Annotated in this window: 13 protein-coding genes; 9 read left to right on the forward strand and 4 right to left on the reverse strand. The window is 49.4% G+C overall.

Going from position 1 to position 17,621, the window contains the following annotated elements:
• From HKN79_02575 to HKN79_02590, 4 genes are all read right to left on the reverse strand, one after another.
• Positions 1 to 1,748 (reverse strand): helix-hairpin-helix domain-containing protein (locus HKN79_02575; protein ID NNC82434.1); only part of this gene is annotated, 1,748 nt, incomplete at its 3' end.
• A complete protein-coding gene (locus HKN79_02580; protein NNC82435.1) occupies positions 1,735 to 2,577 on the reverse strand; it encodes a hypothetical protein in 843 nt (280 codons plus the stop codon). The genes HKN79_02575 and HKN79_02580, both read right to left, overlap by 14 nt.
• The gene (gene purE, locus HKN79_02585) at positions 2,570 to 3,061 is read right to left on the reverse strand and encodes a 5-(carboxyamino)imidazole ribonucleotide mutase (GenBank protein NNC82436.1); all 492 of its coding nucleotides are present in this window, start codon (positions 3,059 to 3,061) and stop codon (positions 2,570 to 2,572) included. Before purE ends, HKN79_02580 begins: the two co-directional genes overlap by 8 nt.
• Before the next feature lie 37 nt (positions 3,062 to 3,098).
• Positions 3,099 to 4,238 (reverse strand): 5-(carboxyamino)imidazole ribonucleotide synthase, encoded by a 1,140-nt coding sequence (locus HKN79_02590; GenBank protein ID NNC82437.1) that lies wholly within the window; start codon positions 4,236 to 4,238, stop codon positions 3,099 to 3,101.
• A gap of 104 nt (positions 4,239 to 4,342) precedes the next feature.
• On the opposite strand from HKN79_02590, the gene HKN79_02595 reads away from it, so the two are divergent.
• From HKN79_02595 to HKN79_02635, 9 genes are all read left to right on the forward strand, one after another.
• Positions 4,343 to 5,188: a hypothetical protein gene (locus HKN79_02595; protein NNC82438.1), complete on the forward strand. Its 846-nt coding sequence runs from the start codon at positions 4,343 to 4,345 to the stop codon at positions 5,186 to 5,188.
• Between the two features lie 53 nt (positions 5,189 to 5,241).
• Positions 5,242 to 5,982: an isoprenyl transferase gene (locus HKN79_02600; GenBank protein ID NNC82439.1), complete on the forward strand. Its 741-nt coding sequence runs from the start codon at positions 5,242 to 5,244 to the stop codon at positions 5,980 to 5,982.
• Positions 5,979 to 8,498, forward strand: a complete 2,520-nt coding sequence (gene bamA / locus HKN79_02605) for an outer membrane protein assembly factor BamA (GenBank protein NNC82440.1) — start codon at positions 5,979 to 5,981, stop codon at positions 8,496 to 8,498. The genes HKN79_02600 and bamA overlap by 4 nt, the downstream gene beginning before the upstream one ends.
• A 41-nt stretch (positions 8,499 to 8,539) precedes the next feature.
• Positions 8,540 to 9,157 carry an OmpH family outer membrane protein gene (locus HKN79_02610; protein NNC82441.1) on the forward strand — a complete coding sequence of 206 codons (618 nt, stop codon included), beginning with the start codon at positions 8,540 to 8,542 and terminating at the stop codon, positions 9,155 to 9,157.
• A gap of 53 nt (positions 9,158 to 9,210) precedes the next feature.
• Complete coding sequence (locus HKN79_02615; protein ID NNC82442.1) at positions 9,211 to 9,696, forward strand: OmpH family outer membrane protein; 486 nt, start codon at positions 9,211 to 9,213, stop codon at positions 9,694 to 9,696.
• A 64-nt stretch (positions 9,697 to 9,760) separates the two neighbouring features.
• Positions 9,761 to 10,477, forward strand: coding sequence for a hypothetical protein (locus HKN79_02620; protein NNC82443.1), 717 nt, complete (start codon positions 9,761 to 9,763; stop codon positions 10,475 to 10,477).
• Between the two features lie 85 nt (positions 10,478 to 10,562).
• Positions 10,563 to 14,378, forward strand: coding sequence for a hypothetical protein (locus tag HKN79_02625; protein NNC82444.1), 3,816 nt, complete (start codon positions 10,563 to 10,565; stop codon positions 14,376 to 14,378).
• Positions 14,379 to 14,398: 20 nt separating this feature from the next.
• Positions 14,399 to 15,229 (forward strand): glycerophosphodiester phosphodiesterase, encoded by an 831-nt coding sequence (locus HKN79_02630; protein ID NNC82445.1) that lies wholly within the window; start codon positions 14,399 to 14,401, stop codon positions 15,227 to 15,229.
• A 50-nt stretch (positions 15,230 to 15,279) separates the two neighbouring features.
• Complete coding sequence (locus HKN79_02635; GenBank protein NNC82446.1) at positions 15,280 to 17,607, forward strand: UvrD-helicase domain-containing protein; 2,328 nt, start codon at positions 15,280 to 15,282, stop codon at positions 17,605 to 17,607.
• The last annotated feature ends 14 nt before the right edge of the window (positions 17,608 to 17,621 follow it).

The following is a 17,621-nucleotide window of genomic DNA, read 5'->3' on the forward strand; positions in this document are numbered from 1 at the left end:
GTCCTTCCCTCTCTGTAGAAATCCGTCAATTCGACCCGGCTTCTCAACTGTACAGTCTCCGATATTCTATAGCGGGTATTCAGTCGATAGTTGCGCTGTACGGTCTGCCCTACTTGATCGATCGCTAGGTCTTCGACATCCACATTCCGCGGTCTTTCTCGATACCGGTATCTGAAATAGGCTTCTACCCGTCTATTGGGGCGGTATACCACTTGCCCTAGGAATTCGAAGCCACTGGAGGGGGCATCCACTTGGAAACGGAGCCAAGGGAAGCTGAATCGGTCCATCCAAGTGGTGATGGTCCATTTGTTATCCGGGCGAATGACCGTACCCATCAATAGTCCATGTTCATTAGAGACCCGACTTCCTTCTATGATGGGATTGGCATAGACAGCTTGGAAATCCTTGGCCACTGTGCGATGAAGCACGGCCAGGGTCATTCTTCTATCCAATACCAGATAGGCGCCATTGATGGCGGACAGAGCCCCATTGCTCGAGCGACTCACTTCACCGAAAATGTTGAGATTGCCTTTGACGTATTCATAGTCTGCTCCCAGAACACTCAGTTCCTGACCTCGAAAGAAGAATTGATTGTAGTCCGAAGGACTGACCTGGAACTCGCGGTCAAGATCGAGCTTGACGCCTCGAACGCCTGCTCTGAATCCCTTATGGGACCATTTCAATTCTGCACCGTATATGGTCTCACCGAGGACATTCTTGTCAGCAACCTCTCTGGGTATGCGATGGAATCCATTGATCTGCAGGGCAGAGAAAGAGACTGCCTGCTCAGGGTCCAACGTATCTCCGGTAAGCAGATTGGCGTCTCGTTTCTTCTTACTACCGAAGAGTGTGAGATCGAAATCTCCGTGTTTCAGTGTCACGGCTGCTCCCCTGAGGAAATTGTTCTCATCTACCGATCGATAGGGTACCACACCTCGTCCATTGCGCTTGATGGAGAAGAGGTTGGCAGATTTACCGAATGCCAATCCAGACCACATGGTCATGCCTTGTCCCATCTGTATCTGATAGTCCCCGATAGCCACCTTATCGATTTTGCCGATACGACTTGCATAGGCATGGAACGAATAGTAGTCGAAGCCATTCTTCTGCGTACCAGTGAAGAATTCCTCCCCAACATCCTTCTCAGCGGTAAAGCCTATACTCACGCGATTCTGGTAGCGCATGCGATAGCGTACATAGTGCCTCCATGGGCTTCCTAGGAACCTACTGTTCGGGTTCTCTTCCAATTCATCGCTGGAAATCGGACCCGAACCCTTAAGTTCTTCCAAGATGCGATCCGTTCGGAGGAAGAGTTCATGCTCACTATTCTGTAGAAGGTCCTTCATAGTGATATTGAGGTCATCGAGATCCCGATTGACCGAAGTGAAATTCCTGAGCATCAAGATGACATTCCAGGGAAGACCTGCCACCGATTGCAATTCTTCTAATGCGATGAAGCGACCGAATGTCTCTCTATGTGAGAGGATACGATCTATCTGGATATCGGTGACGAATCCCAATGCTTGGAAGTCCTCACGCTGGGCCTGATTGATATCCAAGGGGCGTTCGAGAAAGTAGGTGAGGTCATCGATCAAGGTTGTGTAGTCGACCTCTGAATCTTCATTGATCTCGGCAATGACCTCTATGCTTTGCTCGATGATATCCTTCTGCTCGGTCTGGGCAGATAGGGCTGCAAAAAAGCAAAGGAATACTCCTGAAAATAGGGATGTCAGGTCAATTCTTTCCATCGTTGAAGCGATAGCTTAACGACAGTTGGGTGGAATAGCCCAATACGTGATGATAGCTGGCTGCCACATCAAAACGCAAGGCGTTCCAGTCCACACCGGCACCGAAACTACTCAGGGTGGGTTCTGTAGATATCCCTCCGCGTAGATAGACCACCTCTACGACCCGATACTCGATACCCGCTCTGAGAACGGTAGGCATGTCCAAGTCTTTGGTGACCTCGGATACCAATTGCACCTTGTCACTGAATCGATAGGCTCCTCCGATACTCATCACCGTGGGAATCCGTTCATCGACCAATTCATTCTTGAGCAGCGTACTCTGCCATGGATTGAACAGGTGGAATGCTAGATCGAAGTCATCGGTCAAGTGGGAGATCAGACCGATCTCGGCCGTGAGGGTAGAATGGGAACCATACTCATCGAACTGGATACGCTTGCTGTGATAATTGAGCTGGATACCCATATCGAGCTTTTCTCCGAGCTTCATCCCATATGCCAATCCGAATCTATCATCTGAGAACACCTCTTGACCGAAGGTGCTGACATTGATCGCTACGGATCTCTGCCCATCTCCATAGGCCACGATGAAGCCTTGATCGGCCAAGCCACCTACAGAGAATAGATTGTGATAGTAGACTCCTGCATGTAGATCGGTCAATCCGACCAGGCCCGCCTGATTATTGAATCCACTCCATAGTCCGGTCAACATGACGGAATTGTTCCCCATGGCCATGCTCTGTGCACCTCGAGGTTGGATCTCACCGCCAGCAAAGCTCAGTAGTCCCAACATACATAGCAGCAAGGAGGAGATATGTCTGATCCTAGGCATGTTTGACTTCGTCTGACATGGTAGATACCTTGTTCTTCATCTCCTGCTTATACTGTTCCAACTTTTCGGCCAATGACATGTCACTGGTCGCAAGTATCTGTGCAGCAAGTAGGCCTGCATTGGCTGCGGCATCTAATGCTACTGTGGCTACTGGCACTCCTTTGGGCATCTGCAAAATGGAGAGCACAGAGTCCCAGCCATCGATCGAGTTGCTACTCTTCACAGGCACTCCTATGACAGGAAGTGTAGTAGCCGCAGCGGTCATTCCCGGAAGATGGGCAGCCCCACCTGCACCGGCTATAATGACTTTGAGTCCCCGACTTCTAGCCGTTCTCGCGTAGTCCATCATTTTTTCAGGAGTACGATGGGCCGAGACTACATCCATTTCAAACTCCACACCCAATCGGCCTAATATTTCAGCAGCTCCTTGCATGACCTTCAAGTCACTCTTGCTACCCATGATGATTCCCACTGCTGCGCTCATATGGCTTAAATGTATGAATTCTCTCTATCCCTTAATCTCAGTCACCCATTTCCCGGTCAGAAACAAAGGAGACCTTCTTTTGCAGGTCGAGTGCTAGTTCCAGTGCGTTCTGCCTATCTGAATCGACCACGGTGATATGTCCCATCTTCCTTTTGGGTCGAGTGATGGCCTTGTGATAGTCGTGTAGATGAGCATGGTTGACGTGTTCGACCTCTTCTCGACCTAGGATCCTTCTTGGTCCTTGGTGGCCATCAGCGCCTAGTAGATTGACCATGACAGCAGTGCCTAGTGCTTCTGTGGGCCCCAATCCTAGTCCAGCTATGGCGCGTAGATGTTGTGCGTATTGCGATGTGCTATTGCCCTCTATGGTCTGATGACCTGAATTATGTGGCCGAGGGGCGACTTCGTTGATCCATATGCGACCGTCCTTCAAGAGGAACATTTCCACAGCCAATAGTCCGACCAAGCCCAGTTTCCGGATAAGGGATTCGGCCAATGAAGTGGCTTCTTCAGCCAAGTCATCCTCTAGCTCGGCCGGACTGATCAAGGCACTTACAAGATTGGCCTCCGGGTCGAATTCCATCTCCACAACAGGAAAAGAAGATACCTCACCGTGAATATCCCGAGCTACGATGACCGAGAGTTCTTTCTGAATATCGGCCAGGTGCTCGATGACCAGAGGGCCGGATAGCGCATTGTCCAACTGGCCTTCATCACGGATCAAGGCGACCCCTTTGCCGTCATACCCTCCTTTCCTCGACTTGAGAACGAATGGGAATGGGAATCGAGCAGGGTCTATCTCGTTTTTAGATGCAATGAGGGAATAAGGTGCAGTGGGAAGCTTATTCTCTCTGTAGAATTCCTTTTGAAGTCCTTTATCCTGAATCAATTCCAGGATATCAGGTTGTGGATAGACTTCTACGCCCGAAGTCTGCAATTCCTTGAGGGCAGCGGTATTCACATGCTCAATCTCCACTGTGACGATATCCTTATTCCGGCCGAATGCGAGCACTTGATCGAAATCCTTGAAATCACCAAGGACCACATCAGCTCCAATAGCTGCACAACTACATGCTGGATCCGGGTCTAAGAAAGAGAGTCTAACAGGGAGGTCACCAATGGATTCGAATAGCATCATGCCCAATTGACCTCCCCCAAGTACACCTATGCGTTTCATCGCCCGCAAATGTAATGTTCCCCGCAGTCCAGTCTTGTTCAATACTCGTAGGAATAGGCCTATCTACACAATAAAAAAGGACAACTTTGCATTCTGAAAGAATCATGCTCAGAAGTCTTCTGATATCCCTCTTTATCAGCGCTTTGGCACTTGTAGATGAATCTGCTGCCCAAAAGCCGGTAGACCCCTATGGTGAGATAGGCATCACAGCCGGGTACAGCTATTACATTGGCGACATCAATCCCTATAAGCATTTAGGTCCAAGGAAGAAATTTGCATTTGGTGGACTCTATAGGTTCAACCTCACCAAACGTCATGCGGTCAGACTGCATGCTAAGAGACTGCACGTAGAAGCTTATGATTCGGACAATGAGGACCCTGATCTGGTCAATCGGAATCTGAATTTCCGGAACAAGATGACCGAACTGGCCATGATCCTGGAGATCAACTTCTACGAGTATCGCCTGGGTCGCATCGGTACGGGATTCACACCTTATGTCTTTGGAGGTCTGGCCTATTTCAATATGAATCCAGAGGCAGAACTCGATGGTGCTTATTATGAGCTCATAGATATACATACAGAGGCCCAAGGAGCAACGGGATATGACGACCCTTATGGCAGAGGGCATCTGGCCATCCCATTCGGGTTAGGTCTCAAAGCTGGATTCGGCAAACGTCTGGCATTGAATCTCGAATGGGGCATACGCAGGACTTGGACCGACTATATAGACGATGTGAGCGGTCAATATGCCGACCCATCCCTCGTACGTGATAATGCCGGTCTGGAATTAGCGGCTGAATTGGCCGACAGAAGTCTGGAGCCTATGGGACCCGATGGAAGCAATATCGGACTCCTACGTGGGAACCCTGAGAACCGCGATTGGTACATATATACCGGGCTCATACTCAGCGTGCGCCTCGGTGAAGATGGCAATGGCTGTTGGAAGTGATTCAAGGCCACAATTCAATACTTTTGCGGCATAGACGGAGCATGGAGAAATTACTGAAAGAGCGCATAGATGATACCAACATCCCTGAGCACGTAGCTGTGATCATGGATGGCAATGGTCGCTGGGCCAAGAGCAGAGGTAGGGAGCGCATCTTCGGTCATATGAATGGCGTGGAATCGGTCAGAGAGACCCTGAAAACGGCACGAGAGATTGGCGTGAAATACCTGACTCTCTATGCCTTCAGTACGGAGAATTGGAATCGACCCAAAGAGGAGGTGGATGCCTTGATGGACCTTTTGGTCACCACCATCATGGACGAGATCGATGAGTTGGATGACAAGAGCGTGAGACTCAAAGCCATAGGGGATCTCGATAATCTACCCCCGAAATGCTGCAATGCACTCAAAGACGGTATGGCACGTACCGCGGAGAATGACGACATCACTCTGATACTCGCGCTGAGCTATAGCAGCCGGTGGGAGATGACCAACGCCATACGCGCGATCGCAGAAAAGGTCGCCAGTGGGGAGCTCGCAGCGGATGAGATCGACTCCAGTATCGTATCCAAGCACCTGAGCACACACGATATTCCAGATCCCAGTCTGCTCATCCGCACCAGCGGGGAAAAACGCATCAGTAACTTCCTACTGTGGCAGATCGCCTATGCCGAGCTCTATTTCACCGAGGTGCTCTGGCCTGATTTCCGAAAACAACATTTCTACGAGGCGATTCTTTCCTACCAGAACAGAGAAAGAAGATTCGGTATGGTCTCAGAACAAATCACAAAGAATTGAAGTCACTTCTCACGACACTCCTCCTCTGCGCAGTATGTATCATCGACCTACGCGCCCAAGTTGACCTAGGTCGCCCGCAAGAATATACTGTGGCCGGAATCACGGTCATAGGTGCCGAATCCACTGATGTACAGGCCATCAAACTATTTGCTGGAATCAAGGAAGGGGATCGATTGGTCGTGCCTGGAGAACGCATCCCCAAAGCCATAAAGAATCTCTGGGACCAGGACCTTTTTGCAGATGTAAGCATAGGAATAGCCGATGTACGAGGTGAAGCGATATTTCTCGTGATTGAAGTGGAGGAACGCGAACGCTATGGAGGTATCGTATTCAAGAAAGGCGTATCTAAATCAGAAGAAGACGATCTGGTGGAGGCCATCCCCCTGATCAAAGGGAAGATCCTCACTGAGAACAACAAGACCAATTCTCTGAACATCATCCGGGATTTCTACCGCAAGAAAGGTCACCTGCGAGCCGAGGTCCGATTCGAAGAACGCACCAGCGACCTCATCGACAACACGAAATTCATCGATGCTTACGTGACCAAGGGGCCTCGATATAAGATCAATGAGATCTATTTCGATGGCAATGAAGAGATCAGTGATAAAGTTTTGAAACGCACCCTGAAAAAGACCAAGGAGAAAAAATGGTATCGCCTATTCAAGCGATCCAAATATGTGGAAGGAGAGTTTGAAGAAGACAGGCGTGCCTTGTTGGCCAAGTACAATGAAAAAGGATTCCGGAATGCCAAGGTATTAGAAGATAGTGTTTGGGTGAACGATGACCGCACCGTCAATATCTCTATCGATCTGAAAGAAGGGAATCAATTCTACTTCGGAGAGATCACTTGGCTGGGAAATACCAAATACAGCACCGATTATCTCAATAACCGATTAGGGATAAACAAAGGAGAAGTATACAATCGGGTCAAGCTGGAGGAACGACTCTTCATGAGTCAGAATGGGGATGATGTGAGCTCCTTATATCTGGATAACGGCTACCTCTCTTTCAGTGCCAATCCTGTAGAGACCAAAGTGTACAACGACACCATCGATGTGGAGATACGGATGTATGAGGGGAAGCAGTACTACATCAACAAGATCATCATCAAAGGGAATACCATCACAAACGACCATGTGATCACTCGTGAGATACGTACACGTCCGGGTGATCTATTCAGTCGATCGGATATCATACGTACCCAGCGTGAGTTGGCCCAATTGCAATACTTCGATCCGACTGCTTTTGGCATCAATCCCATCCAGAATCCTTCAGAAGGAACGGTGGATATCGAGTACACGGTCAGGGAGAAACCTTCTGACCAGATAGAACTCCAAGGAGGTTGGGGAGCTGGACGGGTCGTGGGTACCTTGGGACTGAGTTTCAATAACTTCAGCATACGGAATCTGTTCAATGGCGAGGCCTGGAGACCCGTTCCCAAAGGAGATGGTCAGCGATTAGCACTACGAGCTCAGACCAATGGGCAATTCTTCTCGGCCTATTCCCTCTCCTTTGTTGAGCCTTGGTTGGGTGGCAGAAAACCCAATTCATTCAGCGTGAGTGGATCCTTATCGTTACAGAGCAATGGCGCAGCAAAGACCATCATAGATTCTGAAGGGCAGACTGTCACCAACCCCAATCGTCAGCAGTTGAAGATCCTGGGAGGTTCCGTAGGATATGGTAAACGACTCACCATTCCTGACGACTATTTCCAGCTGTTCATGACGGCCAGTTATCAAAATTACGAACTGCAGAATTTCGGTAACATCTTCACCTTCGCCAATGGACGATCCAATAACGCGGCCATCACCACTTCGCTCTATCGGGATTCAAGGAATGGTAATCCCATCTTCTTCTCCAGCGGATCAAGGATAGGTGGTACCCTGCGATTCACTCCAGGAGCATTTTTCGAGTTGGGTAGGGATTACTCGCCTAGTCTGAGTGATTCCGAGAAATTCGACTGGGTGCAGTATCATAAATGGAAATTCACCTCTGAATGGTACACCCCACTGGGTGCGCAGGATGAGCAAGGCGGAAATAAACTGGTACTCTTCTCCAAGGTAGGTCTCGGCTATCTCGGAAAATTCAACCAGACCCTGGATGACTCTCCATTCGAGCGATTCTATCTAGGAGGTAGTGCGCTCACAGGATTCCAATTGGACGGTCGGGAGATCATTGCCTTGCGGGGCTATGACGACCTATCGTTGAGTCCGGAGACAGGAGCCACATTCATCTCCAAATACACCATGGAATTACGTTATCTATTATCGCCAAATCCGAGTGCTACCATCTTCGGATTCGGATTCTTGGAGGCCGGGAATACATGGAATGATTTCGTGGACTATCAGCCTCTGGGCGTCTATCGATCAGGCGGTATCGGCCTGCGTATATTCCTTCCAATGTTCGGTCTGATGGGACTGGATTACGGTTGGAGATTCGATGATGTGCCAAATCAACCTACCATGCCTCAGGGACAGTTCCACTTTACCATTGGCATGAATCTTGGGGAACTCTGATCGATTGACTTAATTTCGCAACCCTTTTCAGACATTCCGACATGATGCGCAAATCCTTGTTCCTAGCCCTCTTCATGACAGCGGCAGTGAGTCTATCGGCTCAGATGAAGTTCGCCTTTGTGGATACGAAATATGTGCTCGAGAATATGCCGGCCTACGCTGAAGCGCAGGGAGAACTGGATGCTGCAGCGGCTCAATGGCAGACCGAGATAGAAGACCGTTACGCCACAATCGAGCGTATGTACAAGGCCTATCAAGCGGAGGCCGTTCTTCTCACGGAAGAAATGAGACTGAAGCGAGAAGAAGAGATCACTCGCATGGAAAGCGAGGCCAAGAACCTACAGAAGCAAAGGTTCGGAGTAGAAGGTGACCTCTTTAAGAAGAGGCAAGAACTCATCCAACCCATTCAAGAACAGATATTCAATGCTATCAGGGAATTTGCCAATGAAGGTGGTTATGAGGCCATATTCGATAGATCCGGTCAGGCGGGAGTCCTGTATGCTAATCCGAAATACGATAAAAGCGACAGGATCTTAAGGAAGATGGGAATCAGACCCGGACAGAACACGAAATCTGATAGCGACAGCGACCAAGGCCGCGAAGGAAGTGGTGGCAGCTCTCCGCAACGAAATACTGGAGATTCTCCACGTGGTAAATAGAAGAAGTTAAACAAGACAACGACAGACGAAAAATGAATCATTTAAGACTACTAATGATCGGAGCCCTATTGATAATAGGCACCTCCATCAGCGCCCAGAGCAAACTCGGACACATCAACAGTCAAGAGATCCTTCAACTTCTACCTGAAAGGGCAGAAGCTGAAAATAAGCTCCAGACCTTGAACACACAGTTGGAAGACCGCATGAAGACCTTGATGGCCGAGTATCAGAACAAGGTACAGACTTTCCAGACCCTACCTGAAGATACTCCTACCTCCACTGCTACAGACATGCGTGACGAGATCGTAGGAATGGAGCAGCGCATCCAGGAATTCCAGGTGCGTGCCGAGGAGGATCTGGCCAAGAAGCAGCAAGAACTGCTCACACCTATGATCGAAAAGGTACAGAATGCCATCAATGAAGTGGGCAAGGAAAATGGATTCACCTACATCTTCGATATAGGCACTGGAACAGTCGTATACACCGGAGGTGAGGACGTTTCCTCCATGGTGAAGACCAAATTGGGCATCACCGGCTGAAACCGACCTGGATAAAACCCGTATATCTACCCTGACCGGTCTGACTGGTCAGGGTATTTCTTTTATGAGAAGCATTGCAATAAAATTCAGTCCTATCATCGCGCTCCTTCTGCTCTTCGCATGCAAAAAGGAAAGTGCCGAGACACTTATCATCGACCCGTGTGGAATCGATTATGCGACTACTGTGCACTATGGGGCAGTTGGAGATGAATTCAGCTCAGGACTATACATCCATTCTGATTCAGCTTGGACCGATCAAATAGCCGAGTATATCGAATCACAAGGTCACGTAGTGTCGGCCTATGAACAGATAGGTGAATACGGAGACCTCACGAGTGCTCTTTCAATGCACATGGAACTTGAAGCTGAGGCAAAGTGCAAGAATCTCATCACCCTCATGTGCGGAGCCCATGATCACTGGAGTGGAAGGACGAGCGCTGAATTTCAGACCGACTTCGCTGCCTTGTTGATCAAGGCCATTTCACGGACCGATGACCCTTCCAAAGTGATCTGCGTGACCCTACCGGATTACAGTAGCACGCCTGGTCTGCCTACAAGTGCAGGAAGCCCCGAAGAAGCTCAAGCTATGATCGAGGCCTATAATCAGGTGATCATCTCTGAGGCTCAGAGCAGAGGAGCACGTATTGCCGATATCTATCCCATCAGCCAGAGCGCCTATCAGTTCCTTTATGTGCCAGAAGATTCTCTCCATGCTTCGGCAGATCAACATGCCATCTGGGCCAATGTAATCGCTGAGCAGGTGGCTGAAGCCCTGGACTGAGCATCAAACATCTGACGATTTAATCTCCTTTCTCAGAGGGTTTTTTAGGTTAATTTCACGCCTTTGTTCCTATTCCCTCTATAGAATGAAGAGATTTATTGCGTGTTCGGTCCTTTTATTGATGACCGTGTCCCTTTCCTTGATGGCTCAAGACGTTATTATCATGGATGGGTTCACGAGCAACTTCTCGACCTGTGATGGTAATCTGGTAGACCAGGGGTCTACCGTCTCAAACTACCTGAATAACCAAGACATCACGATCACGATCTGTTCTGACAACGGTATAGATGGGTTAGAGATCGTTTTCAATGAGTTCAGTTTAGAGATCGGATTTGATTTCCTCTCTATATACGATGGCCCGGACGACACTGCTCCCCAAGTGGCAGGAAGCCCCTTTACAGGCACCACCATCAATACAATCATCTCTACCGGCACCTGCTTGACACTGAACTTTTTCTCTGATGCCTCTTTCACAGATATCGGTTGGGATGCTGATGTCAGCTGTGTGCCTATCGGCCCGGCTGTGGATTGTCTCATCGACTACTCCACCTTCATCGATCCGCCTTTCGAACCTGGGAATAGTTGTTCTGGCGGCACCGATTATTCGTTCTGTGTGACCATCGAAGACTGGAATGGAGATTCTCCCTTGGAATTCCATGGATTCGACATCACCTTAGGTCCAGCTTTGGATCCGGCCACACTTGTCCCGGTCAGTTCACCGGCAAGTTGCAGTGGCACGGGCACATGGGGATTCTATCCTACGGTGACCAGCACCGGTACCGGACTAGTGACAGGACCTGGTTTCTTCTTCGATGCTGACAACGATGGCGATCCTGGAAACAATGTCGGAGATGCATGTGCAGGAGCCTTGCCTTGGACATTTTGTTTCGATGTAGCCACCATAGGCTGTGAACCGGATGGTTCTAACGATGGCCTGGACGCTTCGATCACCATCAACACATACAGTGACGGGGAGTCAGGCTCACTGTCTGATCCATCATGTGCACCGGATGAACTCATCGTGATCGATGCTACACTGGGCTGCGGACCCACTTGCGCATTGCCTCCCACTGTGAGCATCAGTGCATCTGGAGGTTGTCCTCCTAGTTCACCTATGTTGACTTTTGATATGACAGGAAACTCTCCATTCACGATCGAATATCTCTGTGATGGAGTTCCCAATAGCATAAGTACTTCTGATTTCTCTACCAGTGTAGCCGCTAGCCCAGGTGCATTCTATGAATTGGTCAGCATCAGTGACGCGACATGTATCCAAGTCCCCGCGAGTGGCTCTGTAACCGCACCGAATCCTATTGTACCCTCTATTACGATGACCGCAGACACCGGATTCTGTATAGGGGGGTCTGTCGATCTGATAGTGGAGTTCATAGGTACTCCACCCTTCGACTTTTCTTGGACCATCGATGGCAATCCCGCGGGATCGGCCAGCTCAGCCGCTACGACTTTTATCATCAATGCGAGCACTCCCGGGTTTTATGAGATCGACTCGTTCTCGAACAGTGATTGCCCTATCGATCCGCCTTACCCCTCGGCCCAAGTGACACAGTATGTTCCACCTACGGCCAACGTATCACCGGCAAATGACACCATCTGTCCAGGTGAGACTACTGATATCAGTTTCTTCCTCTTTGGGTCACCGCCTTATCAGTTGACCATTTCTCAAGACGGGGTCGATATAGATGTGATCAACTCACCCACCCCAGGGCTGGTCACTTATACCGTCTCCACCGGAGGTATCTACACTGCATCAGAGGTGAGGAATCTAGGATGTACAGGAAATGTCAATGGTCAGACCGAGGTAATCGCCTTGGATCAACCTACCATTGAGATATCTGGGGGTGGAGAAGTGTGTCAGGGGGCCAATGCTGAAGTGATATTCACCTGCACCGGAATAGGTCCATGGCAAGTAGATTATATGCTGAACGGAATCGTACAGCCTACACTTACCATAAATGCCTCCCCATTTACCCTACTGACTCCTGTTCCAGGTAACTATGAACCCCTGTCAGGAATCGATGCATACTGTACTGCTCTAGTGTCTGGACTAGCTACGGTCAGCATTTCAGAGCCGATCAGTTCTGATATCCCTTCCGATCTGGTGATCTGTACAGGGCAGTCCGGAGAATTGACTATCACCTTCTCAGAAGATGCAAGCTCCTATGAAGTAGGATATACGATTGATGGAGTGGATCAGGGAACGGTAAGCACCACGGACAACCCATTCTTACTCAATGTTTCTGTACCGGGTACTTACGAGATCACCTCGCTGTTGATCGATGGAGAATGCATCGGTGACCCACAAGGAACAGCCGAGGTGACCACTACAGAAGCTCCTACTGCAGACCTGAGTGGTGATATCACCATTTGTGAAGGCACTACCGGACAACTGGATCTACTGCTCACGGGAAGCGGTCCTTGGGCGATCGCTTATGAGATAGATGGAGTAGCACAACCGAACGATACCCTCTTTGTCGCAAGTGGTCAATGGGAAGTGGACCAAGCCGGAAGCTATACCATCGTTTCTGTCAGCGATATGGTATGTACGGGAGTGGCCAATGGAACTGCAACCGTTACGGAAATCCCTGCTCCGGTAGCGGTACTTTCAGGATTGGACACCGTATGTACAGGAACCCCGGTAGACCTATTGGTCGAGCTTCAAGGCTCGGCTCCCTTCGACCTCACTGTCACACTCAATGGCGCCCTGTTCCAAGATTTCTCCACTGACGACAATTCCCTCACCTTTACTGTGACCGAGTCAGGGGAGTACGCAGTCTCTTTCATCAGTGATGTGAATTGCTCCAACACCGATGTGGACACACTCGTTCTGGAGAACTTTCCGGCACCAGAAATCCTGACTTCTAGTGATACGACCCTATGTCTTCTCGAGACCATCACTATCGGTGGTTCTGCTTCAGGAGGGTTTGGAGGCCCCTTCTCCTACCAGTGGGTGCAAGGTGCTGACACATTGACTGCTGATTCCATCGATGTTTTTGTTCTAGGGGACCAAGAACTGACATTCATTGTCGATGACGGTTGTGGAATCGATTATCTGGCCACTGTCACTGTGAGTGCACACCCTTTTCCAGCATTCGACACTACGAATATCGATCTTGGAATCTGTGGCGAAGGCGAATTGATACTGGATTCTGAGATTCCCTTATCTCTCTATGGAGATAGCTGTGTTTGGACGGTCAATGGCCAGACCTATATCACGTGTGATTCGATCGCGATTCCCCTTACAGGAGAAGACACATATGACGTAGGAATCTACGTAGAGACTGTACAAGGCTGCGTGATCGACACGACCATCGAAGGCCTCATCGAGGTCTATGGACTTCCTATAGCAGGCTTCAGCTACACACCCACCGAACCGACCATCGCAGAGGATATCCTGACCTTCCAAGACCTCTCTTCCGGTGCAGAACAATATATGTGGTTCTTAGACAGTCTCATCTTCTCTGATGAAGCTACTCCCGTATTGGATCTACCCGATAGGGATGTCCCACATTCATACACGGTCTGTATGGTGGTCATGAATGAATTCGGTTGTGCTGACACTACATGTCAGGACGTTCAGATAGACGGAGAATTCATCGTCCACGTTCCCTCAGCATTCACCCCTGATAATGACCGAGTGAATGATTCCTGGGCACCGATCATCACAGGCGCTATCGAAGAGGAGTACAGCCTCAAAGTCTACGGCAGAAACGGACAGGTCATCTGGGAGACCACGGACATCAATGAGCGATGGATAGGTCAAGGAGCAGATGATGCCAACTATTACTCCGGTGACTCTGTCTATCAATGGCAGCTTGAAGTGCGTAGGGTAGGTTCGGTAGAAAAACGCAGCTATCGCGGTATCGTTACCTTGGTACGGTAAGAAGTACAGCCATACCAGCGTTGAATTCCCAGAGGAACATAGAGTGGCATGGCCACAGAGGATGCAGAGGTCTGCTTCCAGAGAATACGATACCAGCTTTTCTCAAGGCCATCGATCTCGGCATGGACTATCTGGAAATGGATGTGGTCATCTCCAAAGATCATCAGGTGGTCATCGCACATGAGCCCTATATGCCATCCACCATCTGTTCTTTTCCAGATGGCCGACCCGTGCGTCCGGAAGTAGAGAAAGAGTTGAACCTCTATCAGATGGATTACGCGGAGATCGCTGGATTCGACTGTGGACGGAAACACCCAGGATTCCCACAACAGGTCTCCATGCCTGTGACACGGCCTTTGCTCTCCGAACTCTTCGATACCATTGCATCCGAGACTTCTGATCCCAGATTCCAATCCATAGGATTCACGATAGAACTGAAGTCCGCTCCTGAATTCGACACTATCTATCATCCTCCACCAGAGGAATTCGTAGACCTCGTTTTACAGGTCATCCGCATGTACGGCTTCGAGGAACGATGTGTGCTCCAGTCTTTCGATCAGCGCATATTGAAAGCATTTCGATCCCAAGCACCGAACATCCGTCAATCGATACTCTTGAATGAGATCTTCAGTCCTTCAGAGGTCATTGCAGAACTTGGTTATACTCCACCCATCATCGGACCTCGATACGACCTCCTGGATCAGACACTCATCGCTGACTGTCATGCATGTAGCATGCGCGTGGTACCTTGGACGGTCAATGAGGTGGAAGACATGAGAAGTCTGATCGAGCAAGGCGTGGATGGTATAATCACAGACTATCCCGACCGAAAATCCTTGATCGTTGAATAATGCTACCCTGTCCTGAAGAGGTTCACGGGGTGGATATCTAATTTCGCAAGGTGAGTTATCTAGATGAATTGAATGACAGCCAACGACAGGCTGTACAGCACATCAGTGGACCGATGATGGTCGTGGCCGGTGCCGGATCTGGAAAGACCCGTGTCCTCACCTATCGCATCGCGCATCTCATCAAGAGCGGTGTCGATCCATTTTCCATTTTGGCGCTGACCTTCACCAATAAGGCCGCAAAGGAAATGAAGGACCGTATTGCTGGTGTGGTGGGTTACGGTGAGGCTAGGAATATCTGGATGGGGACCTTTCACTCTGTCTTTGCTCGTATCCTGAGAGGCGAATCAGAGAAACTGGGCTATCCGTCCAACTTCACCATCTATGACACGACCGACTCCAAAAGCCTGATCAAGTCCATTATCAAGGAACACGGACTGGACGATAAGATCTATAAACCGGGAATCGTATTCAATCGTATATCCGGGGCCAAGAACAATCTTATCTCGCCAGAGGCCTACATGGCCAACAAGGAAGTGCAGATAGCCGATGAAGCATCAGGAAGACCTAAACTAGGTGAACTCTACAAGGCTTACGCTGCACGCTGTTTCCAGGCAGGAGCCATGGATTTCGATGACTTACTATACAAGACCAATGTACTTTTCAGAGATTTCCCCGATGCTCTTCACAAGTATCAGCATCGATTCAACTATCTCTTGGTAGATGAGTATCAGGATACCAATTTTGCGCAGTACCTCATCGTGAGAAAACTGGCCGCAGTACATGAGAATATCTGTGTAGTAGGAGATGATGCACAGAGCATCTACTCGTTCAGAGGGGCCAATATCCAGAACATCCTAAATTTCCGGAGGGATTATCCAGACTACGTCCTCTTCAAACTGGAGCAGAACTACCGCTCGACTAAGAATATCGTACAAGCGGCCAACTCAGTCATCGAGCGCAACAAGGATCAGATCAAGAAAGAAGTCTGGACCGATAACGATACGGGAGATACCATCCACCTCATGCGAGCAGCTACGGATAATGAGGAAGGGCGCATGGTAGCCCAATCCATCTTCGAGATCAAGATGAGGGAGCAGGCCAAAGAGAGTGATTTCGCCATCCTGTACCGTACCAATGCGCAGTCGAGGAGCATGGAGGAATCGCTCCGCAAATTGGATATTCCCTATAAGATCTTTGGAGGACTCTCATTCTACCAGCGTAAAGAGATCAAGGATCTACTCTCCTATTTCCGACTGATTTGCAATCACAAGGATGAAGAAGCGCTGAAAAGAGTGATCAACTACCCTACCCGTGGAATCGGTCAGACCACCCTGGATAAGATCACACTCAGTGCGAGGAATCATGGAGTCTCTTTGTGGGAGGTCATCAGAGAACCCGCTAGATATGCCTTGCCCATCAATAAGGGTACAGCCAGTAAGTTATCTGCCTTCACTACGCTCATCGAGAGTTTTGCAGCGAGCATGAGGGTGACCAGCGCCTATGATCTTGGACATGAGGTGGCCAAGACGACCGGCATCCTCAAAGAACTCTACAATGACAAGACTCCAGAAGGAGTCAGCCGATATGAGAACATCCAAGAATTGTTGAACGGGATCAAGGACTTCTCTGAGAAACAAAGAGAGCAGGACCTGGATGATACCATGTCGGATTTCTTGATGGACGTAGCCCTGCTTACCGATGCCGATCAGACCGATGAGAAGGACGACTATGTCAGTCTGATGACCATACACGCGGCCAAGGGTCTAGAGTTCCCTTACGTGTTCATTGTAGGCATGGAGGAAAACCTCTTCCCTTCTCAACTCTCACTCAACACCCGCCAAGACCTGGAAGAAGAACGCAGGCTTTTCTACGTGGCGCTTACACGTGCAGAGAAACGTGCCACGTTGAGTATGGCCAATACGCGCTACCGTTGGGGAAATCTTATCTATTGCGAGCCCAGCAGATTCATAGAAGAGATCGATGATCAATTCATGAAATTCCCTGCCAACTGGAAACTGGAGGACAGTGATATCGGCAACCTGGGATTCGGAGATAGCTGGGATAATGCTTGGCAGAGCACTACAAAGAGGACACAAGGCCAATTCAGCCCCAAGCCCAAGCCATCCAAGAAGCCACTGAACAGCCCACGCATCCCTGCTAAACTGAAGAAACTGGACAACACATCCGCTCCCACTTCGACCGCGATAACATTGGAGGGCTTGGATGTGGGAGTGGAAGTAGAACATGCGCGATTCGGAAAAGGAAAGATCCTGAAGCTCGAAGGAAATGCTCCAGACACCAAAGCGACCATCTTCTTTCCGGGAGCTGGCAAGAAGGTCCTGCTGCTCAAGTTCGCAAAACTCAAGGTCTTATCCTGAATGGGCATGTCATA

The sequence above is a fragment of the Flavobacteriales bacterium genome, assembly GCA_013001705.1.
GTDB lineage: Bacteria > Bacteroidota > Bacteroidia > Flavobacteriales_D > JABDKJ01 > JABDLZ01.